The 19,741-nt window shown below is 28.2% G+C and carries 23 protein-coding genes and 3 pseudogenes; 7 read left to right on the top strand and 19 right to left on the bottom strand.

Features of this window, described 5'->3' with window-relative positions; genetic code table 11:
• Window positions 1-29: 29 nt before the first annotated feature.
• From ACF91D_RS04820 to ACF91D_RS04805, 4 genes are all read right to left on the bottom strand, one after another.
• Window positions 30-788: a zinc ribbon domain-containing protein gene (locus ACF91D_RS04820; protein WP_327620881.1), complete on the bottom strand. Its 759-nt coding sequence runs from the start codon at window positions 786-788 to the stop codon at window positions 30-32.
• Window positions 785-2,116 (bottom strand): PrsW family glutamic-type intramembrane protease, encoded by a 1,332-nt coding sequence (locus tag ACF91D_RS04815; protein WP_327620882.1) that lies wholly within the window; start codon window positions 2,114-2,116, stop codon window positions 785-787. Before ACF91D_RS04815 ends, ACF91D_RS04820 begins: the two co-directional genes overlap by 4 nt.
• 429 nt (window positions 2,117-2,545) lie before the next feature.
• Entirely contained in the window at window positions 2,546-2,911 is a 366-nt protein-coding gene (locus ACF91D_RS04810) for a DUF4870 domain-containing protein (RefSeq protein WP_119523411.1), read from the bottom strand.
• A 177-nt stretch (window positions 2,912-3,088) separates the two neighbouring features.
• Window positions 3,089-3,469 (bottom strand): DsbA family protein, encoded by a 381-nt coding sequence (locus tag ACF91D_RS04805; protein ID WP_327620910.1) that lies wholly within the window; start codon window positions 3,467-3,469, stop codon window positions 3,089-3,091.
• Window positions 3,470-3,818: 349 nt separating this feature from the next.
• Here ACF91D_RS04805 and ACF91D_RS04800 point away from each other — a divergent pair, with 349 nt between their 5' ends.
• A complete protein-coding gene (locus ACF91D_RS04800; protein WP_327620883.1) occupies window positions 3,819-4,025 on the top strand; it encodes a hypothetical protein in 207 nt (68 codons plus the stop codon).
• Between the two features lie 213 nt (window positions 4,026-4,238).
• On the opposite strand, the gene ACF91D_RS04795 is transcribed toward ACF91D_RS04800, so the two are convergent.
• The 4 genes and pseudogenes from ACF91D_RS04795 to ACF91D_RS04780 form a co-directional block, all read right to left on the bottom strand.
• Window positions 4,239-5,018, bottom strand: a complete 780-nt coding sequence (locus tag ACF91D_RS04795) for a hypothetical protein (RefSeq protein ID WP_327620884.1) — start codon at window positions 5,016-5,018, stop codon at window positions 4,239-4,241.
• A 228-nt stretch (window positions 5,019-5,246) separates the two neighbouring features.
• Window positions 5,247-5,426: pseudogene (locus ACF91D_RS04790) on the bottom strand (abortive infection family protein); the annotation flags it as partial.
• Between the two features lie 18 nt (window positions 5,427-5,444).
• Window positions 5,445-6,047: a succinate dehydrogenase assembly factor 2 gene (locus tag ACF91D_RS04785; protein WP_327620886.1), complete on the bottom strand. Its 603-nt coding sequence runs from the start codon at window positions 6,045-6,047 to the stop codon at window positions 5,445-5,447.
• A gap of 490 nt (window positions 6,048-6,537) precedes the next feature.
• The gene (locus ACF91D_RS04780; protein WP_327620888.1) at window positions 6,538-8,874 is read right to left on the bottom strand and encodes an AAA family ATPase; all 2,337 of its coding nucleotides are present in this window, start codon (window positions 8,872-8,874) and stop codon (window positions 6,538-6,540) included.
• A 288-nt stretch (window positions 8,875-9,162) separates the two neighbouring features.
• Between ACF91D_RS04780 and ACF91D_RS04775 the strand changes: the two genes are divergently transcribed.
• Complete coding sequence (locus ACF91D_RS04775) at window positions 9,163-9,780, top strand: CadD family cadmium resistance transporter (RefSeq protein ID WP_011274431.1); 618 nt, start codon at window positions 9,163-9,165, stop codon at window positions 9,778-9,780.
• 18 nt (window positions 9,781-9,798) lie between these two features.
• Window positions 9,799-10,140 carry an ArsR/SmtB family transcription factor gene (locus ACF91D_RS04770; protein WP_025907459.1) on the top strand — a complete coding sequence of 114 codons (342 nt, stop codon included), beginning with the start codon at window positions 9,799-9,801 and terminating at the stop codon, window positions 10,138-10,140.
• 19 nt (window positions 10,141-10,159) lie between these two features.
• On the opposite strand, the gene arsC is transcribed toward ACF91D_RS04770, so the two are convergent.
• Genes arsC through arsR form a run of 3 tightly spaced genes read right to left on the bottom strand, consistent with a single transcriptional unit; the run spans window position 10,160 to window position 12,182 of the window.
• On the bottom strand, window positions 10,160-10,561 hold the full coding sequence (gene arsC / locus ACF91D_RS04765) for an arsenate reductase (thioredoxin) (RefSeq protein WP_044291550.1): 402 nt from the start codon (window positions 10,559-10,561) through the stop codon (window positions 10,160-10,162).
• Between the two features lie 17 nt (window positions 10,562-10,578).
• Complete coding sequence (arsB, locus tag ACF91D_RS04760) at window positions 10,579-11,871, bottom strand: arsenite efflux transporter membrane subunit ArsB (RefSeq protein ID WP_164097235.1); 1,293 nt, start codon at window positions 11,869-11,871, stop codon at window positions 10,579-10,581.
• Window positions 11,868-12,182, bottom strand: a complete 315-nt coding sequence (gene arsR / locus ACF91D_RS04755; protein ID WP_040030669.1) for an As(III)-sensing metalloregulatory transcriptional repressor ArsR — start codon at window positions 12,180-12,182, stop codon at window positions 11,868-11,870. Before arsR ends, arsB begins: the two co-directional genes overlap by 4 nt.
• Window positions 12,183-12,386: 204 nt before the next feature.
• Between arsR and ACF91D_RS04750 the strand changes: the two genes are divergently transcribed.
• From ACF91D_RS04750 to ACF91D_RS04735, 4 genes are all read left to right on the top strand, one after another.
• Window positions 12,387-12,587 carry a hypothetical protein gene (locus ACF91D_RS04750; RefSeq protein ID WP_040030670.1) on the top strand — a complete coding sequence of 67 codons (201 nt, stop codon included), beginning with the start codon at window positions 12,387-12,389 and terminating at the stop codon, window positions 12,585-12,587.
• Between the two features lie 32 nt (window positions 12,588-12,619).
• Window positions 12,620-12,940: an ArsR/SmtB family transcription factor gene (locus ACF91D_RS04745; protein WP_040030671.1), complete on the top strand. Its 321-nt coding sequence runs from the start codon at window positions 12,620-12,622 to the stop codon at window positions 12,938-12,940.
• Window positions 12,941-13,029: 89 nt separating this feature from the next.
• Window positions 13,030-13,914 (top strand): permease, encoded by an 885-nt coding sequence (locus ACF91D_RS04740; RefSeq protein ID WP_044291542.1) that lies wholly within the window; start codon window positions 13,030-13,032, stop codon window positions 13,912-13,914.
• A gap of 13 nt (window positions 13,915-13,927) precedes the next feature.
• Window positions 13,928-14,065, top strand: a complete 138-nt coding sequence (locus tag ACF91D_RS04735) for a hypothetical protein (RefSeq protein ID WP_095231730.1) — start codon at window positions 13,928-13,930, stop codon at window positions 14,063-14,065.
• 133 nt (window positions 14,066-14,198) lie between these two features.
• On the opposite strand, the gene ACF91D_RS04730 is transcribed toward ACF91D_RS04735, so the two are convergent.
• The 8 genes and pseudogenes from ACF91D_RS04730 to ccrC form a co-directional block, all read right to left on the bottom strand.
• Window positions 14,199-14,693, bottom strand: coding sequence for a hypothetical protein (locus ACF91D_RS04730; protein ID WP_053041964.1), 495 nt, complete (start codon window positions 14,691-14,693; stop codon window positions 14,199-14,201).
• Between the two features lie 15 nt (window positions 14,694-14,708).
• Window positions 14,709-14,999 carry a hypothetical protein gene (locus ACF91D_RS04725; RefSeq protein WP_002464567.1) on the bottom strand — a complete coding sequence of 97 codons (291 nt, stop codon included), beginning with the start codon at window positions 14,997-14,999 and terminating at the stop codon, window positions 14,709-14,711.
• A 56-nt stretch (window positions 15,000-15,055) separates the two neighbouring features.
• Complete coding sequence (locus ACF91D_RS04720; RefSeq protein WP_327620889.1) at window positions 15,056-15,928, bottom strand: HTH domain-containing protein; 873 nt, start codon at window positions 15,926-15,928, stop codon at window positions 15,056-15,058.
• Between the two features lie 169 nt (window positions 15,929-16,097).
• Window positions 16,098-16,545 (bottom strand): annotated as a pseudogene (locus tag ACF91D_RS04715) (JAB domain-containing protein).
• 27 nt (window positions 16,546-16,572) lie between these two features.
• A complete protein-coding gene (locus ACF91D_RS04710; RefSeq protein ID WP_040030675.1) occupies window positions 16,573-17,076 on the bottom strand; it encodes a DUF1643 domain-containing protein in 504 nt (167 codons plus the stop codon).
• 14 nt (window positions 17,077-17,090) lie between these two features.
• Window positions 17,091-17,402: pseudogene (locus tag ACF91D_RS04705) on the bottom strand (DUF960 family protein).
• A 98-nt stretch (window positions 17,403-17,500) separates the two neighbouring features.
• Window positions 17,501-17,839, bottom strand: coding sequence for an SAUGI family uracil-DNA glycosylase inhibitor (locus tag ACF91D_RS04700; RefSeq protein ID WP_040030676.1), 339 nt, complete (start codon window positions 17,837-17,839; stop codon window positions 17,501-17,503).
• A 105-nt stretch (window positions 17,840-17,944) separates the two neighbouring features.
• Window positions 17,945-19,621: a cassette chromosome recombinase CcrC gene (ccrC, locus tag ACF91D_RS04695; protein WP_207573128.1), complete on the bottom strand. Its 1,677-nt coding sequence runs from the start codon at window positions 19,619-19,621 to the stop codon at window positions 17,945-17,947.
• Between the last annotated feature and the right edge of the window lie 120 nt (window positions 19,622-19,741).

Raw genomic sequence — 19,741 nt, 5'->3', positions numbered from 1 at the left:
TTTAATTTTAAATAAATAATATACGTGCGCTAGTTAATTTTATTTAAATCCATACTATTCAAAGAATCTTCATCAACTTGGTATGTGTTTTCAATTGATTGCACTTCACCATTCTCTTTATTCACAAAAATAGTAAAACCATTATCAGAGTTATCGTCATATACCAACTTCTCCTCTGTTTCTACAGTGGGTTCTCCATGAAATTGCTTGAAATCAGATACTGAAATTGCTTCTGGTAAAATGTATACACTTGATACTGTATCGTCTATACCATAATATATACCAATATTATGGTATTTTTCTATATTACCTATATCCATAGAAATTCTATTATCAGGTTCTCCAAATTTTGATTTTATCTCTTGTTTGGACATTCCTATATTAAATCCTTCATAACCACTAGTATTATCAGCATTCATAAAATTTTCACTAAATTCAGAGGACAAAACATTAATAGTTGCTTGTTGATTATCTTGGGTCGTTTCACTATCACTTTGAAATATATTAATAGAACCGTTTCCTAAAACTACGTTTTTATAAAAATAATATCCCGCAAACATTAACGCTACAACTAATAAAATAACAACAATTATCGAAACAATGATTGCCCATAATTTAAAATTACTACGCTCCATTTGTCTATTGCTACTTATTTTATGTTGTAATTGTGAATTTTGATATTTATCTTTTTCACTTTTATGATCACTATTGACTAGCTTTTTACCACATTTATTACAAAAAACTTGTGTGTTTTCTATTTTATTACCACAATTAGGACAATATTTCATTTATCGACGCTCTCCTTTATACCCCTTACTTCTGCCTGTAAAATATTTACTTGTTTTAATCCCGCTTTCATTAATATAAATACAAAGATCCATACTATAAATATCAATACTAAATACTTAAGAGTAATACTTCCTGCTAATGAAATTGATGTGTCCCAGATCCCATGTAAAATTACTGAAGAGAAAAAGAAAAATAGTAACCTCTTATCTAATATGTTATTGAATCCAAAATTATTTTCTTCTTTTGCAATAACAATTCCTGCTCCAATAATTGCTGACCAAACTAAGTGACCACCAATTGCAGTCCATGCTCTAGTGTATATCATGTCAATTAATGAAATATCAAAATTAGCTGAATAATTTAATATATAACCTGCAGATTCAAAAACCGCAAATCCAGCACCAATTGCCCCTCCAATAAGTAAACCGTTTAAAATTCTATTTGTTCTATTTTTATTTATAAAATACACGATTATAACTGCTTTACCCGTTTCTTCAACTAACCCTACTAGCGCCGCATCTATTACTGTCATCGTTCCACTTAAATAATATTCTTCACTAAAAGTAATGAAATTGTATAAAATCATAGTACTAATTAAAGAAAATACTCCGCCTATAAAAAACATTTTTAATACTTCAAATAAACTAATATCTTTAAACGCATTTGACTCATAAAAAAAGAATAAGCCTGTTAATGGTACTGTTAGTGCACCAATAAATATCAAACCAGGTATTGCGTTTGCATTTTCAAATACCGTTCCTAAAACCCATAATGCTGCAAATGTAATAGCAAATGCTAGAAACACTCTAGAGAAAACCCAAGGCTTTGCCCATTCTTCTGAAACTTCATCTAAAGGTGGTGTAGTATTCTTGGTTCCAGCTATAAATACTTCATCCGATTCTTCTTTGGAATGGGGCTTAAACACTTCTGAAAACATATCTTTTAAATTCAAATCTAAACTTTCTTCGCTACCAGCAAATTTCCCTATAGATTTAGTAGTGCTACTAAATAAATTTCTTGCTTCATTTTTAAGGTTAATATTTTGGGCAGTTTGTTGTTCAATTGTTTCAGCGCTTTCATTAAAGGTCTCTTTCTCCTCACTTTTTTGGGATTCCCTTTTTATCTCACCATCCTCTTTCTTTAAATTATGACCACATTTTATACAAAATCTATCCTCAATTCCCACCTTTGCTTTACAGTTTGGACAAATTTTATCATTTTTTGTTGTATTTTCATTAATTGTTGTATTCTGTTCTATACCGTGCCCACAATAAGTACAAAATTTGTCATTTTTATCGATATGTTTCCCACAATTTTTACAATTCATACTTTTCCTACTCTCAATAATTTAATTTTGATATATATTATTTTAATGTATTGAACAAGAAAATTCTATAACATTTCCATTTATTTGAATTTTTATTTTCTTATTAAAAAGTTTACAAAAATCAAATGTATTCTTAAAATATCAATGTTTACATTTTTTTATCTATCTAAAAAGTTTCATGTATCATAAATAGTTACTGAAAATGTTTATGTTGCTCCGATAATGCTCTTTATATAAACAAATAAGAAATAATTATCTCAAAGCAAAAATAGTTAAAAGACGGTTAGAGAAATGAAAATTCCTCTAACCGTCTTAATCATTGATTTTAACGCCTTCAATTACTATAAACTTCATATTTTCTCACTATCTTTAAAAATATAATTGGTATTATTACTTAGTTAATCATCTATATTATTAATCAGTTATTATTTATTTTATAATTTCTATTGTAAAAGGGACGACATAATCTTCGCCTTTGTTCACAGATATAATAGCTAAAATACTATAAACAATACATACAATGGATAAAACGAATAATAAAAGATAGCCAATTAAAACAGTTGTTAAAATTAAAGCTCCAATACCATATAAACTATAGCTAATCATATAATTCAGATAGTTTTTACCCTGTTGGTTTAAATATGCTGATTCATCTTTTTTAATCAGCCAAACAATTAAAGGACCAACAAATCCAGTGAAAAATGTTAGTATCCACATTAACATAGCCATTGTTTTCTCATTTTGAGTAACATTTGGATATGCATTTGGATATTTTGATTGATTTTGTAAATTCATTTTTATTCTCCCATATGTTATAAATTTTTAATAATTAATTCATTCGGTTACGTAGCTTTAATCATACTACTTAATCATTTTCATAAATTTTTTAAATAGTTTTTTAAGTCTATATAATTATATTAATCAATATCCCACTTCTTTTCTACTGTTATTTTTAAAAACTAGTTTTAATTATTAATTAACCACATTTATATATTCCATTTTTTGAAGCATAATTATTTTTTCTTTATAATCTTTTTTAATTTTATCTCTTATATTTTTTGATACATTCAAATCTGATATTAATTTATCTGGATTTGCATTTACATTTAATGCTGCATCTATGTAATTCCAGTATTCATTCGGTGCATGTTTATCAATAACATACGAGAGCTTTCCAAGTTTAAAAGGCCCAAATCCTAATATTCCTAAATCTCTATACTCAAATGATATTTTACCCTTATCTATATAATCTTTTTTAATTCTTGGAAATGTATTTTTATGGAAATCCTTGCAGTGTGGACATCTTAAATCTCCATATAATACCACTTTTGCATTCGATTCATTTGAACCAATTTCTGAACCGTCTTGATTAACATTAAATTATGAAAATTTTAATAATAATTATTGTTAATCTATTTATTCTATGAAAAAAATTAATAGTATGTTACGTTTTTGATAATAATCAGTTGAAGGAGAGTTGCAGGATGGACAAAAGTAAACTTTATGTCATTATAGTATTAACTATATGTTTAATAATCTTGGCAATCTGTATACCATTATCAATTAAAAATGGTAGCTATTCGACTATTTTTTCTGCTTTCATTCCTATAATAATTTATTTTATCCTTAATAAGCAAAATAATGATGGTGATGACTAAAAGGAACTATTTTAAATAGTTCTTTAAATTATGGAGGTGAAAATATGTCTAAAATCTTAGGACTGAATTTATTAAATTTAATTGCATTAATTTTGTTCGCATTGGCTATGATGACTAACATCTTCGGTTCGCTTTCTATTTATTTAATAATTATTTTACCAATATTGATCTTAATAATTGGTTTCTATGTTTTAATTACTAATTTAAAAAAACACAATAACAATAACTCCTACCATAATAAGTTCAAGTAAAAAAGACTCGATTAAGCTCGAGTCTTTTTTCTTAGCTAATCATATAAATGCACAATTTCATGTTATAAACCATTGGTAATGATAAATTTTATTATTAAATGTCTAAAAAACCGCATCACTTATGATACATTTCTGCTTATCGGGTAGTGATGCGGTTTTTAAATATCAATATTCAGATTTTCTCTCAATATAATTTTTAACATAAAATCAAAACTATATATTTTTAGTTAAATAATCAAAATTATATATAATTTCATCAAGTTCTTTCGACTTATTAATTACTTTATAATGTTTGTTATTGTTAAACATATCATCTATTTTAATTAAGTAATAGTTAGTCATTTTTCTATATTCTGGTTTCACAATTATATATCCATTTTTTTCATTTAATATAATATAATATCTTTCTAATTCATGTTCACTAATGCGAGTTATGACACTATCAACAGGGATTTTCAATACAAAAACTGCTCTTAAAGCATACCAAATCAACATTATAATATTAAAGATCATTAAAATCCTATTAAGTAAAATCGATCCATCACTTAAATATACATACGTACCATTATTAATAAGAACTAGAGCAAGAAAGTAATAAATCCAATACTTAGTTAATATTAATAAAAAAATGCTAGTTAATCTTTTAATTGCAGATATGTAATTAATTGAGCTTTTAGTCCCATCAATATATTCTGCATCCGGTGGGACAAATCTATTCATATTAAGATTATCAAAAACTATTGATATGATAATAATTAAAAAGAAAATTATTAATGAGCATAATATTAAATGATTATATATTAGAGAAAATGTTTGTAAGATTTTAATTTTTAAATCTTCATCTAAAAAACTTATTAATCTATCAATTGGAATATTTAAATACCATACAATAAGTAAAATACCAAATATCACATAATGTAATGGTATTGAAAACCTTTCTTCAATATCCTTTTTAAATTTGTTATAATGATTTATTAGATTTATAGAGTTCATCTTATTAACCTTCCTTTTTAAATTATTAAATACAAAGATTGATTTTACAATACGAGAATCTTTATATTTAAAATCATGTTCTCAATGACTCCAAAATTTTTGCAATTAGAAATTTTATTTTTAAAACCTTCAAAAATCCTTCACTTATGATAACTTTCTACTTATCAGTTGATGATGATTTTATAAATATATATCCAATACAATTGATTGTTTATCATCAAATATCTATTACTTTTTATAGGAAGCTAAAAGAAACTCAGTTATCATACGCGCTGCGTTGATTGCTAAATAAGCATGTCTAGTTTCCGGCTTATAATTTTTCTTTGATTTACAATGTGCGTCACCATATTCATTCCTTACTTCGTCCAGACCATTAATTATATTTATCATACCACTCAAGATTGTTTTAAAAGTATTTTCATTGTGTCAACCAGGAGAAAGATTCATAATATTACTTACTTTTTTATACAAAGCTCTTAAAGTTTCATTATTATTAAATTGTTCTCCTTCAGAATCTAAAATATGCTTCAAAGTACTTTCAGCCATTGCTTTTGCAGATGTAATTGCATCTTCAGGATCCGTTTGTGCCTCTTTTTCAATTCTATTACATTCTTTTAATACATACTCAACATCAAATTTTTCTGCCAAAGATTTTATAGTATTTAGGTTAACTTCACTTCCATTTTTAGTTATTCTTTCTATATCTTGGTTATATGCATAACCCAATACATTAATTATTTTTATTAATCTATTAATTTCTTCGTCTTCATCAATTTCATGAGTATACAGGTTCCATTGAAACAAATACGTTTCTATAACATTAAGTAATTTACAAAATTCAGCTTCATCTTCTAAATTTAAAGTACTAATATATTCCCACGCTAACGATTTACGTTGTCCGCTATATTTTTGATTTATAGAACTATCTCTTATAATATCTGCATCAATAAAATTATTATGAATTTCTCTGAGTGTACTTCTTGAAGAGAGTAAGTCTAAGAATTTATCAATAAGTGTTGATTTTTTCATGGTGTTCATCTCAAGTATTAACTGTTTTTAATCGAATCATTTTCTGATATTAATTTAATTAAATCTTTGTATGATTTAGAATTGTCAAGAATTATAAATTTTAACTTTCTTCTCGCTCTTGTCATATTTTGAAATAGCATTTTTATTGGATCATAATAATAGTCTCCTTTATAATGAATACTAATAATTTTAAATTCAAATCCACTATCTAAAATTACTATGACTTTATCAAATTCTTGTCCAATTTTAATATATTAAATTGAAAAACTTATATTTTTTAATTAAGCTGTTTTTTTATTTTCACTTAAATCTTCTTTCGCAAAGTCTATACACTCCGATTTTGCATTTACTATATCATCATATATAACTAGTTATTAAGTTCTATTTATTTGGATCGATAATAATTCTTCCTCTGCACATCTATAAAAAAAATATTTATTAATAATCTTCTTTCCTTAGTTATTACTTGTGCTTTTATACAAATTATTTATTAGTTCATTAGATTCATTATTTCTTGCTCCCAAGACTCGATTATTTTCCCTACTTCAAATGCTTCTCTTTTATTAGATAAATGTTTTACCACATGCATTTTATCAAGCTTATATAAAAATATTATTACTAATCTTGCTGTTTTAATTTTTTCAGTTAATGTTAAATATTTATCTATATTTTTATCTGTAATCCCTTTATAATCATCTTCTTGATGACTCTCGTTATTTAATATCAATCTAAATAAATAATTTTCAAAAAAATCTTTTAAATTAGAATTATTTATTAGACCTATTATATTTTTATCTGTTCTTAAATTATCTATACTGCACTTATATTTAAAAGTACTAAACGCTTCGCAAACTCTTCTCATAGTATTACCAATATAAGTTTCTACTTCATCGTTATTTCCACAAGCAAATTCAAAGATTAATTTAAACTGATAATTATATATGTTACTTTTTTGTCCATTTTTATCACTTTCCAACCCATTTTCAGTTAAAATATACTTATTTACTTTTTTCACTGCTTTTTCCCCATCATCTAAAATAATATCTTGGAGAACTTTTTCAAAATTGTAATATGCTTCCATATCATGAGTAGTTATCAATAATTGAGAAAATTCATTATTCTCAAAAAGCAATTTAAATTGTTTTCTCAAGTAATTATAAATTCCTATCTTATTTTCAAAATCGAAACTAGAAATTGGATCATCAAGAACTAAAAAATAAGTATCTTTATACATTTCCAAAATTTTTTTCTCAGTGTTTAGTAATGAAAAAAAGTAAACTAATGATAGTACGTTTTTTTCCCCAGTTGATAATTTAGATATAGGTATATTTTGACCTCTCACTAAAATTTCATAATGTCCGTCTTTACCAACCAAAGCTAATCTGTTTTTATCAAAAAATATTAGTGCTAGTTCTCTATTCATAATTTCTAAAGCTATAGAAGTTTGTGATTGTTTAATTTTTAGTTTATCTATTCTCAAATCTAATTTATTAATTAATTTATTACATTTATTGAATTTAAGTTCATAAGTTTCATGCTTTTCTATATTTTTCTTATAATTGAAATATTCATTTTCTATTTCTTTATAAGCTATTTTAAAATTAATTTGTTCGTATGTGTTTTTATGATCGTTTAGCCTTTCTATTTCTCTATTATATTCTCTTATATCGTTATTAAGATTTTGAACTTTATAATTTAAATTATTTAATATCTCTCTATATTCCTTAAAATCAATATTAATTTTAGAATTTATATTTAAAGACTTATGTAATAGGTTTTCTTTGATTTGTCTATTTTTTTTATTTAAATTTTCTATTTCTAAATTTATATCATCGGTATTAATTTTTTCGAATTCTAAAGAATTTTCTACTTTTATAGTATTGATTAAATCATTAATTTCTTCTTTCTTTTCCTCTATGAGATCATTTTGAAATGCAAACTTCAGTTTTTCTCTCAATTCTTGGGTGTAGTCTTTATCTAAGGGTCTTAAACAAGTTTTACATATTTCTGGATTGGCTTTTAAATATTCATCTAAATTTTGTAGATAATTATTACCAAATTCGTCAAATATCTTTTCTATTTTTGAATCAATATTTGACGAAAATTGTAAATTAATCGTATCTTTAAGAGTTTTTTCAATTCTTTCTTGAGTATTTTTTTCTAATCCTTTATATTTTTCTATTTCTTCTATTCTATCTTCATTGCTATATCTATTAATTATTTCTATTTGTGAGTCTAATTGTTTAAATAAACCCCTTAAATCTTCTTCGTTTTTATAGTCTAATACTTTATTCAAAACGCTTATGTCTACTCTTTTATTATTTTTGGAATTTTTATCTAATAATCTTGCTCTTCCCGCCCAATTATTATCCCCTCTTAATAATTTTAAAACACCATCTAATTCTTTTTGTTTGTTATAACATTCTATTTTTTTATTATAAAAAGTTTTTGAATTTTCAATATTTTCAAGTCGGTTTTCTTGTATTTCTATATTCCTTTCTATATCTCCTTGTTCATCAAACATCACTATTGCCTTTAAATTATCACTTTCACTAAATTTGATATTTTTCTCAATAAAATAATCATTAAAAATTAAAAATTTTGACTGCTTATTTGTATTGTCTAGGTATTCAATATTTAATTCAGGGCTCATTTCAAAACAATCTTTAAATCTATCTATAGTATTTGCAATTGTCGACTTACCAGTACCATTTCTGCCAAAAATAAGAAGTTCTCTAGATAATTTATTATTTTTATAAAAAAAATTTAATTCCAAATCATTATATGGTAGATATTTGTTTCTTAATTTTATATTTTTTATAGCCATTATATTACCTCCTCTTTTGTGTCATGAAAATATCATATTAATTTAAACGTAATTCATCATTTATGATACGCTTCCCCTTGTTAGTGATATTGCTAAAAAACAAAATGCAAGGAACTGACAAACTAAAATTATTTTAAATCTTATTATCAATAAATATATAAATAACTCGTTTTGCACATACAATCCCTATAATCAGTTAAGTTTCGCTTTTCGATTCGTAATAATTATTCATAAAGTATACAATATATGATACAATTCATTCAAATATATATTTGAATGAGGTGCTCTATGGTTCAAACTATTGTAACTGCGGCAATACTTTACATTGCTACTGCAGTAGACTTATTAGTAATACTATTAATATTTTTTGCAAGAGCAAAGACTAGAAAAGAATATAGGGATATTTATATAGGTCAATATTTAGGATCGATTATCCTCATATTAGTCAGTTTATTTTTAGCTTTTGTGTTAAATTATGTTCCAGAGAAATGGATATTAGGTTTATTAGGTTTGATCCCCATCTACTTAGGTATAAAAGTTGCTATTTATGATGATTGTGAAGGCGAAAAAAGAGCAAAAAAAGAATTAAACGAAAAAGGTTTGTCCAAATTAGTAGGGACTGTTTCTTTAGTGACAATTGCAAGTTGTGGTGCAGATAATATTGGTTTATTTGTCCCTTATTTTGTAACATTGGATATTGTTGAATTACTGACTACCTTAATTGTATTTTTAGTTTTAATTTTCTTTTTAGTATTCACAGCACAAAAACTAGCTAGAATTCCTGGTGTGGGTGAAATTGTTGAGAAGTTCAGTCGTTGGATTATGGCTGTTATCTACATAGCATTGGGCTTATTTATTATTATTGAAAATGAAACCATACAAACAATATTAGGATTTATATTATAAATTAAGGTGTGACTTAATATGAGTAACAATAAAATTTGTGACGTCATTTGTGTTCATGAGGAAAAAGTGAATTATGCTTTAAGATTTTTAAAAGAAGAAAAAACTCAACGGCTTATCAATACATTATTAAAGATAAGTGATGAGAATAAGCTGAAAATTATATTAGCTCTAATTAAAGAGAAAGAATTATGTGTTTGTGACTTATCTATAACATTAGGTTTGAGTATAGCTTCAACATCACATCATTTGAGAGCCCTGTATAAAAGAGACGTGCTGAATTTTTACAAGGATGGGAAAATGGCATACTATTATATCAAAGATATAGAAATGAAATCATTATTAATAAAATGTATGACTTAAATATAAAGAAACGCTCACATTAAACGAGCGTTTCTTTGAATTCTTGTATTCTTTTTCCAATTTCATCTCTAACACGTTGAAATTCTGGCCATTCTTTTCCTGCTGGATCATCAAAGCCCCAGTGTTCTTTTTTAACATTAGGTGGTAATATAGGGCAATTATCGTCTGCATCACTACATAATGTTACGACCAAATCTGACTGTTCTAAGATATCACTATCAATCAAATCTGATGTATGGTTTGAGATATCAATATCCACTTCTTTCATAGCTTCAATTGCTTTAGGATTTACTCCATGCGTTTCAATACCTGCAGAATAGACATTCCAATCTTCACCCAATATTTCCCTTCCCCAACCTTCAGCCATTTGGCTACGACAAGAGTTTCCTGTGCATATAAAATAAATTGTTTTCTTATCCATAATTAAAGCCTCTTTTCTTAAAATATGATTAGTGTAAGGTATAAACCTAAGAGTGTTACAAATAGGACTGGAATAGTAATGATAATTCCAGTTTTAAAGTATGTTCCCCATGAAATCTTCACACCTTTTTGTGTTAAGACATGTAGCCACAATAATGTTGCTAAAGAACCAATTGGCGTAATTTTAGGTCCTAAATCAGAACCTATGACATTCGCATAAACCATACCTTCTTTTAATATTCCTGTAGCACTGGATTGACCAATCGCTATTGCATCTATTAAAACAGTTGGCATGTTGTTCATAATTGAAGATAAGAAAGCAGCTATAAAGCCCATACCCATGATACTGCTGAATAACCCATAACTTGAAATATTTGTTAGGATATCCCCAAGAATAGTTGTAATACCTACATTTTTTAGTCCAAACACAACAAGGTACATACCAATAGAGAATACAACAATATTCCATGGTGCGCCTTTAATTACTTGTTTTGTATGTACTGCTTTAGATTTACGAGCTAATATTACAAAGATAAGAGCAATGATACCAGCAATGATTGATACAGGTATTTGTATAAACTCACTAACAAGATAACCCACGAGCAGTATTGCTAATACAATCCATGAAATCTTAAATAGTTTAGGGTCTTTAATTGCATTTTTAGGATCTGAAAGATTTTCTGTATCGAACGTTTTAGGTATAGATTTTCTGAAATATAACCATAAAACGAGAATACTAGCAATCAGAGAGAATATATTAGGAATAATCATTCGACTAAAATATTCAATAAATCCAATATCGAAGTAATCTGCAGAAACGATATTTACTAAATTACTTACAATTAAGGGCAATGATGTTGTATCAGCAATAAAACCACTGGCAATAATAAAGGGAAAAATCACTTTTTTATTGAATCCTAGATTCCTAACCATCGCTAATACAATGGGTGTTAAGATTAAAGCTGCACCATCATTTGCGAAAAAGGCTGCTACAATTGCCCCAAGTAACATAATAAAAACAAACATTTTTAAGCCATTACCGTTTGAAGCCTTGACCATATGTATTGCAGACCATTCAAAAAACCCAATTTCATCTAATATTAATGAAATAAGAATAACAGCTACAAAAGTTAAAGTTGCATTCCAAACAATACCTGTTACTTCTAATACATCGGAAAAACTTACGACTCCTGTAATGATAGCAACAACAGCTCCAATTAAAGCTGTAATACCAATATCTAAACCTTTTGGTTGCCATATCACAAAGATTAAAGTTAAAAGAAAAATCACAATTGCTAAAATGGTCATCAACAATCACCTGATTTCACATTTTTACATACACATCTTTGGTTAGATGTATTAATGATGTTTAAGTTTTGGATAATATCATCTAAAATAGCATGATTAAGTTGATACCAATGTTTGTTGCCGTCTTTTCGTGTTGTAACTAATTCGTTATCTACTAATGACTTCATATGATGACTTAGTGTAGGTTGTGAGAATTGAAAGTGTTCTAATAAGTCACAAGCGCATAGCTCACCACAAGAAAGTAAATCTAATATTTCTAACCTGCTTGAATCTGATAAAACTTTTAATATTGCTGATAATTCTTTATAAGACATAAATATACCTCCTATTCATTACATAGATTAACATCTATATAGCATTGTGTCTATGTAGTTTTTTGACTAATTTTAGTATTAGATTAGAATGCGTCGTAAATAACTAGTTTTATTATCTTGCAAAAGTTGAAATAATAATTTATATTTAATACATCAAAAAAAGTTGATATATCATTTTAGTATTTTATAAAGGAGTTCGATTTTATGAGAATAAATCATGCAGGTATATTATCTGTTGATTATTTTGTTAGTTACTTAAATCTAATTATGATATCAAGAGAAGTTTCTTTAAAAGAAGCTATATCATATATGAAAAAGGAGTTCTTTAAAGGAGAACCTGACATGTATGGTAAAATAACAGAAACTCATTTTAATCAAGCAATACTAGAACTCAAACAAAAATAGAAATATCTGTATATAAGAGAGGTGATTATTTAATGGAAATTATTAAGTCCAGTCCTAATAGAACTGAGGAAGAACAATTAGACTTTTATGAACAGATGTTTAATGCGCTAGCTGATAAAATCAGACTTAAAATTCTACATTCAATACGTCAAAGCGATTCAAAATCTTTATGTGTTTGTGATCTAGAAGAATTATTAGCGTTAAAACAATCTAAACTTTCCTATCATTTAAAAAAATTAGTAGATGCAAATATTCTTATTGCTGAAAAGCATGGCACATGGAATTATTATAAAATTAATGAGCAACAAATACAGGTGGTTTTAAATGAAGATACTTGCTGTAAGATACTTTAAGTATCTTCTTTTTAACATAGAATTAATCAATTTTTTTTGATTAATACATCAATAAAAGTTGATTAAATAAATTCGGAGGCGTTATACTAATGGTAGATTCAATTATAGAATTCATAAAAACATTTCTGATGTTATTTTTTGAATTATTATTACTATTTATAGTAGTGAGTTTTATAGTAAGTCTGATTCAACAAGTTGTTTCAGAAGAAAAAATTAAAAAGCTTTTGAGCAAACCTAATAAAGCCGTCAATTATATATTAGGTATGATATTTGGTGCTGTTACACCATTTTGTTCTTGTTCAACTATTCCAATACTTGCAGGTTTATTAAATTCCAAAGTTCCTTTTGGTCCAGCGATGAGTTTTTTAATTGCTTCACCGTTAATGAACCCACTAATGATATTTATGTTATGGGCTTTATTAGGGTGGAAAGTAGCTATTGTTTATTTTGTAGTACTAGCAATTTTCAGTATTTTAACAGGTTTAGTATTTTCAAAAATGAATTTAGCTGAAAGTTATAAAGGGGTCAATGTTAAAGGTGATGGCTTTTTTGCTAATAAAACAGGATCTCGTTTTAAACAAGCATTAAACGATGCGTGGGCATTTTTATACCCAATGTTACCTTATCTATTTATTGGTGTATTTATTGGTGCCTTTATATATGGATTCATACCTGAAGAATTTATAACTAAGTATGCAAGTGGTGATGGTTTTATATCGGTCTTTATTGCTTCTGTTATCGGTATCCCTATGTATATCAGACCAGAAACAATGTTACCTATAGCCGAAGCATTAGTATCAAAAGGTATGTCTCTAGGAACAGTAGTTGCATTAATAATTGGTGGTGCTGGCGCAAGTATTCCAGAGGTCGTATTGCTATCTAAGTTATTCAAGAAAAAATTTGTAGTATCATTCGTTATTGCAATTTTAGTTGTAGCCATTGCTACAGGTTTGATTGTTAACATCATTATTTAAAGGAGGTGAGATAATGGGGATTAAAGACGCATTAAAAAAAATAAAACCTCAGGAACAGTCATGTTGTTCGGTAGAAATTGAGGAAAAGAACGAAAAAAAAGAAAAAAGTGAAAAAGAGCAACAAGATAATAACAATTGTTGTAACAATTAATATAAGTGCCTGGAATTTATATCCAGGCACTTATATTAATCTGTTTTGCTACGCTTTTCTATATTTATTCTACAATAATTTAAAAAGGACACATTTTGAAATCAATGTGTCTTTGAAAATGGTTACCTCTATATTATGCTTTAATTTCTACAGGTTCACCAAAGTGATTTTCTATAATTCTTGTTATTTCTTTACCTAGTGGTCCTTTTATTGTGAAAGTTCTTTTGAAATAAGAACCTAAAATACCTAGACCAGCTGCTGCAAGTAAAAGACTACCTCCAGACATAGCGGTTAATCCTATCAAAGAACCCAACGCAACTTTTCCTATTTGTTTAAAAGGCTTCTTATCAAATATAACTGTTAGACCTATAATATTAGGTGTCTTGGTCTCTCCAATAATAATTAAATAATTACTTTTATGACTCTTGAAATGATATGTTGTTATCTGTGCATTATCTTTAAATACTTTTAATAGTTCACGCTCATGGCTATTAGATTTTTCAAGAATTTCTTCTTCTTTAAGGACTTCGGTTTCCTTACTGAATGTATATTTTTTATTTAAAGCAAGTGCTTTTAGTTCATTTTCAAAATCATTTAAAGATTTCGCTTTGTAATATGCAAAGTCCATTTATTTCACTCCTTGTTATTTTTCCCATTTGTTCGTTTCGTTATTATAAGTGAATCCTCTCTCTTGTAATAAGGATTTAGCCGCAATATAAGTATCATAATCCCCATCATCTTTCTTCTGTATCTCATATATTTCCATTAAGTCTTGGTTTGAACTATCACTTAAAGCATCTCTCATCAAACCTCTATCGCCTGTTGTTTCCCAAATTGCACCGATGGCAGCGCCAACAGTCGCAACTGAATAATATGCTGCTGCACCGACACCTTTCCCAATGCCTTTGCCTATTGTTTTTATTATGTTACTCATAATTCCCATTCCTTTCATTATTATTAATGTCATTTAATAAATATTGTGTGTTGTGTCTACTCTTGAACCTGTTGTTTTAAATACGTTGATTGTAATAAAAGTAGTTCATCAATCACTTGTTCTCTCAAATCTGGGGGTGAAATGATACGTATATTGGATCGATACATAAAACAGAGTTGAATAGCTTCGAGCCTTGTCACCTTAAAAGTGACGATAAGATAATGTGCATCATATTTTTCTATCACATGAATTTGATAATATCGATGCATTTTTGACCATACATCTTTAGCTATTTCAAACGTGATATAAGTTTGTAACTTTGATTTTTTATGTGTGTCTACAGGTTTTTCAGACAAACTCAGATTCATTTGACTAATATCATCGATATAAATTTCATCGTCCATTCGATATACTAAGTGAAAAGCATACATTTGATAGTATATCGATAAAGGTAATAATAGTTTTTGATTGTATTGAAGATATTTATTTTCGTTCATTGCTTGAATAGCTAATGATGATGTCGAAATACCTATTTGATTTTTATCAATTTCAAAGCGGTCAAGATATTTTAGTAATGTAGTTCGATAATCTGAATGGTGTTTTAGAATTAATAATTTAAGATATTGGTAAAAGTAATGACTTAATTTTGGTCTAGTCAGGTACAAAGCAGTCAAAATATCATACATAAAATGCATATTTTCATGCTTATCTTGTTCGAGCTTATAACTTTCTGATTTATAATCGTACGTAATTTCTTTGGGTGTACTGATCCACGATTTACTTTCATATAAAAAGTTTCTGATATCGTCGATATCTCTTTGTATTGTCCTAGGACTCGTATCGAGTTCTAATATGAGTGATTGCTTGTTGACGGATTTATTTTGTAGTAACCGATTGTATATTGTTAATATTCGAAATGCACGATCCAATATGTCACCTCCTTTAAGTTATATATTACATAATAGGTTTGTCACAATAAGTCAATACTTTGGTTATTTGATAAAAGTTGAGAAAAATATTTTTCAAATAAAAACGTTGATATAAAGGGATTTTATAAATATTGGAAAGTGACAAAGTAATGGTAGTGACAAAATACGGCTATACCTCTACCTTTAAATCATGCTGTCTAATGGAATAAGTATGACTATCTGAGAAAATAATATGGTCATAAAATAAAATGCCCATCATTTCACTGATGAGCATTAACCGTTCGGTTACATTGATATCTTCAGGAGAGGGTGTTACATCTCCACTTGGATGATTATGACCGAGCATAATACTATTTGCGTTACTGAGTATCGCTGTTTTGAATATTTCTCTAGGATGAATCACTGTCTTGTTGATAGATCCAATTGATAGTGTTTGAATATGTGTAGGTTGATTTTTGCTATTCATACATATGAGAATGAGATGTTCTCGGTCACTGTTTCCAATGAATGAACGCATGATTTCTGCGGCGTCCGTAGGACTTGAAATACGATTTTTTAGATAATTTAATATATCTGTTTTTTATCATTTGTAGTGAAACGATATTGATTTCTTTCATAATTTACTTTCATCCTCCATATATGGGTTACGCTTTCAAAGTCCATTTCTGTCTGGCTTTTGGATTAAGAGGATGCATGATTTCATTTGTTGCGGGGTTCATGAGTTGTTTCACTTTCTTTTTATGTGGTTTCAACATCTCTAAAACTTCATTAACACGTACTTCTACGACGGGTTTTTTAGCGTAAGCGCCCCAAGCTAATATCACTTCATCTGACTCTTTCACTGCCTTCATAATTTGAATATCTGTATGCTTATCATAGGCATCTAAATGTTTGATATTGATATGTGTTGTAATATTAGAGTATAGATTCACAAAATTGATAGAACCAAATGCTTCCATTTCTGAAACTTTGTTCATAATGAGTTGGGTTGTTAGATCAATATTGAGAATGCCATCATAATGCGGATACATTGTGATAATTGTGATTGTTTGTTTTTCACTGTCCCATGTTTTCTTAAGTAGGTAGCGATGTTGTTGATCATCACTGAATATAGCTTCGGTTTCTAATGTACTTTTTATTGTTTCCATTTATTTTGACTCCTTTAGTATTCTTCTGGTAATAACATGACATAATAAGAAAGATCTACATCATCTTCTCGGATAATGTAGACTTTATTCACATTGATAAGTTATTTGACATTTGCCTTATGCGTTTTCACATATGCTGGTCTTTCTTGTTTGTGTTTGACATATAATTGGTTATTGTGCATGTTGAACTGGAAGACATGAAAATAATCTATTGCTTCTCGTTCCTTGGACTGTTTGTTTTCACGTTGTGCTACAAATTGCCATAATTGATGTTGTAATGCAGTAGGTAAGTGTTGGACAATACCATTAGTGATATATCTATTCATAAGCGTTTTCCTTTCGTTCTGATTCTTTCATCCAAGTAATGATTTCACTTAGGACCGTAATGACTATTTGTGTGATTTTGATATATTTATGCATATTATTATTGTCCTCCTGTTAGTAAGTATCGTTGATCCAAAAGGGGCATGATGGTGTTGTGTAGATATAAGAAATCCATATCGTGATTTTCATCGATATAGCCGATGGCTATGAGCTGTTTCTGATAGTAGAGAATGAAAGGGTAGATATTACTTTCGTGAAGTGTATCAGAGTAGTAGGTATAGGTTTGAAGTATTTTATTACTGAGTGGGCCAAGTCTGACGTATTGATCAGGTAGAATATCATCAGCGACTTCCTCGATGGATTCACATTCCCACTTTTCTTCCTTTGGCAGCTTGAATAAGTTGGTTATATAATGCTTGAGTTGTTGTTCCAGTGCCATAATTATGACCTCCTAATGTATTGGTTTGATGTAGTCATGTGATACATCATTTAGATAATATATATTTGATTTTTATTTCATTTCTCTCACTTTTTTCACTAATAACTAAGTGGTAAAAGTGGTAATTTGGTCGATGAAATAATCATTTTGACCATATATTTCAAATTGGAATTTGGGCATAAAAAAAGACCCCCAATCTTTTTTCAAAGATTGAGGGATAAGACTTTCGTCAATTTTATACCTTACAAGTTTTACTTGTTTATCTGTCGTAATTTCAATTGAATCAATTAACATTTTCATAAGTTGATTTTTAGCTTCGGGTGTAGCCTTTCTTAAGTACACGCTGAAGCGTGTTATCATCAAAATGAGTCGTCCTTTTAATTTATCAAAATTAGGTATTTCATCCTGTGATTGATTTGCTTGTTGCGCTTCTTTAATTTGTTGATCTAATACTTCTAACTGTTGATTCATTTGACTTTGTTTAGCTTTTAACATTTCGCTATCCATTTGATCATCTAAGAATAATTCTAACAATCGTTCTTGTTGTGTTTTAAGCTTAGCTTTTTGTTTTTCTAAACTATCAATGTCATATTTAATTTCTGTTTGGTTACTATGCTTTTGTTTCAGTTCTTCTATCACATTTGATGCAATCTGCTTGATAATATCTGGTTGAGACAGAATACGATTCAAATGAACATTAATTACACGCTCGACGACTTCAGCATTGATGGAATTACTGTGACATGCAGAACTCCCTGAACGATTGAATAAGGAACAAATGTAATAACGCTTGATTGTCCGTTCTTTGGACTTTTTCGTTTTATAATAAGTCCGTCGACATACCATATTATTTCCGCATTCTGGGCATTTAATAAGGCCACGTAAGTAGAAATCTCCACCAATAGGTCGACCCGGTTTAAAACTTTTAGAAGCTAGTTTCTCATGAACTTGATCAAATACATCTTCACTTATAATGGCTTCATGCTTACCTTTGACCAATATCACATCATTTTTATCACTTTTACCACTTCTTCGCTGAACAGCCCAATTTTGATGGTTATTGAATCTGACATAGCCTTTATAGACTGGATTATTCAAAATATATTTCACGCCGAACACTGAAAATGGTTTTTGATTAATGGTGCGATATCCTTTTTGATTTAGAATTGTCGTGATTGCTTTAAGTCCTTTATTGTGATTCAAATATAAATCAAAGATTTCCCGTACAATGTTAGCTTCATTTTCATCGATAACCAAATCATTTTTCTGTGTAAGTGGGTTAAGTGATAACCTATATCCCTGCAACCTGCCTGTGATAGCTTCTCCACTACGTGCTTTAGCATTCATAGAAAGTTTCACATTGGAAATCAAAGTCTGGCGTTCTATAGATCCTATTAACCCAAACATTGTAACTAAAACTTCACCAGATGCATTGGATGTATCAATATTCTCAGAAATCGATTTATACCCTACGCCATGCTCTTTGAATTCATGAATAATATTAAACACGTCTCTCATTGAGCGAGAAATACGATTCAATTTCCAACTTAATACCATTTCGATTTTATTATCCTTAACATCTTGTAAAAGACGTTTCATTGCTGGTCGACCTTCAATATTTTTACCTGATATACCAGAATCGATATAAGTTTCATAGTCATAACCTGGATAGTTTTTCACAACCTCTTTGATGAGTACTTGTTCTTGCTCATGGATTGAGTACCCATGCTCCGACTGCTCTGACGTACTAACGCGTGAATAAAGTGCAATTTTACCCTTCATATCATACCGCTCCTTTTATTAGATTATTGCTACAGACCATCGGTCTTGTAACATCATATGAATAATATATATTTATAATTTCGTTTCATTTTTATCACTTTTACCACTTAATTATATGAG

The sequence above is a fragment of the Staphylococcus sp. 231237_7MaSpsaltlick genome, from assembly GCF_043107035.1.
This window is presented reverse-complemented; position numbering and strand designations above follow the sequence as displayed.

Excerpts from the sequence above, each read along its gene's own strand:
- ACF91D_RS04770 (WP_025907459.1), top strand. The coding sequence starts at position 9,799 with ATGAGTAACAATAAAATTTGTGACGTCATTTGTGTTCATGAGGAAAAA.
- ACF91D_RS04795 (WP_327620884.1), bottom strand. The coding sequence starts at position 5,018 with ATGAACTCTATAAATCTAATAAATCATTATAACAAATTTAAAAAGGAT.
- ACF91D_RS04775 (WP_011274431.1), top strand. The coding sequence starts at position 9,163 with ATGGTTCAAACTATTGTAACTGCGGCAATACTTTACATTGCTACTGCA.
- ACF91D_RS04745 (WP_040030671.1), top strand. The coding sequence starts at position 12,620 with ATGGAAATTATTAAGTCCAGTCCTAATAGAACTGAGGAAGAACAATTA.
- ccrC (WP_207573128.1), bottom strand. The coding sequence starts at position 19,621 with ATGAAGGGTAAAATTGCACTTTATTCACGCGTTAGTACGTCAGAGCAG.
- ACF91D_RS04700 (WP_040030676.1), bottom strand. The coding sequence starts at position 17,839 with ATGGCACTGGAACAACAACTCAAGCATTATATAACCAACTTATTCAAG.
- ACF91D_RS04740 (WP_044291542.1), top strand. The coding sequence starts at position 13,030 with ATGGTAGATTCAATTATAGAATTCATAAAAACATTTCTGATGTTATTT.
- ACF91D_RS04710 (WP_040030675.1), bottom strand. The coding sequence starts at position 17,076 with ATGGAAACAATAAAAAGTACATTAGAAACCGAAGCTATATTCAGTGAT.
- ACF91D_RS04750 (WP_040030670.1), top strand. The coding sequence starts at position 12,387 with ATGAGAATAAATCATGCAGGTATATTATCTGTTGATTATTTTGTTAGT.
- ACF91D_RS04735 (WP_095231730.1), top strand. The coding sequence starts at position 13,928 with ATGGGGATTAAAGACGCATTAAAAAAAATAAAACCTCAGGAACAGTCA.
- ACF91D_RS04820 (WP_327620881.1), bottom strand. The coding sequence starts at position 788 with ATGAAATATTGTCCTAATTGTGGTAATAAAATAGAAAACACACAAGTT.
- ACF91D_RS04810 (WP_119523411.1), bottom strand. The coding sequence starts at position 2,911 with ATGAATTTACAAAATCAATCAAAATATCCAAATGCATATCCAAATGTT.
- ACF91D_RS04780 (WP_327620888.1), bottom strand. The coding sequence starts at position 8,874 with ATGGCTATAAAAAATATAAAATTAAGAAACAAATATCTACCATATAAT.
- ACF91D_RS04815 (WP_327620882.1), bottom strand. The coding sequence starts at position 2,116 with ATGAATTGTAAAAATTGTGGGAAACATATCGATAAAAATGACAAATTT.
- ACF91D_RS04730 (WP_053041964.1), bottom strand. The coding sequence starts at position 14,693 with ATGGACTTTGCATATTACAAAGCGAAATCTTTAAATGATTTTGAAAAT.
- ACF91D_RS04785 (WP_327620886.1), bottom strand. The coding sequence starts at position 6,047 with ATGAAAAAATCAACACTTATTGATAAATTCTTAGACTTACTCTCTTCA.
- ACF91D_RS04800 (WP_327620883.1), top strand. The coding sequence starts at position 3,819 with ATGTCTAAAATCTTAGGACTGAATTTATTAAATTTAATTGCATTAATT.
- arsC (WP_044291550.1), bottom strand. The coding sequence starts at position 10,561 with ATGGATAAGAAAACAATTTATTTTATATGCACAGGAAACTCTTGTCGT.
- ACF91D_RS04725 (WP_002464567.1), bottom strand. The coding sequence starts at position 14,999 with ATGAGTAACATAATAAAAACAATAGGCAAAGGCATTGGGAAAGGTGTC.
- arsR (WP_040030669.1), bottom strand. The coding sequence starts at position 12,182 with ATGTCTTATAAAGAATTATCAGCAATATTAAAAGTTTTATCAGATTCA.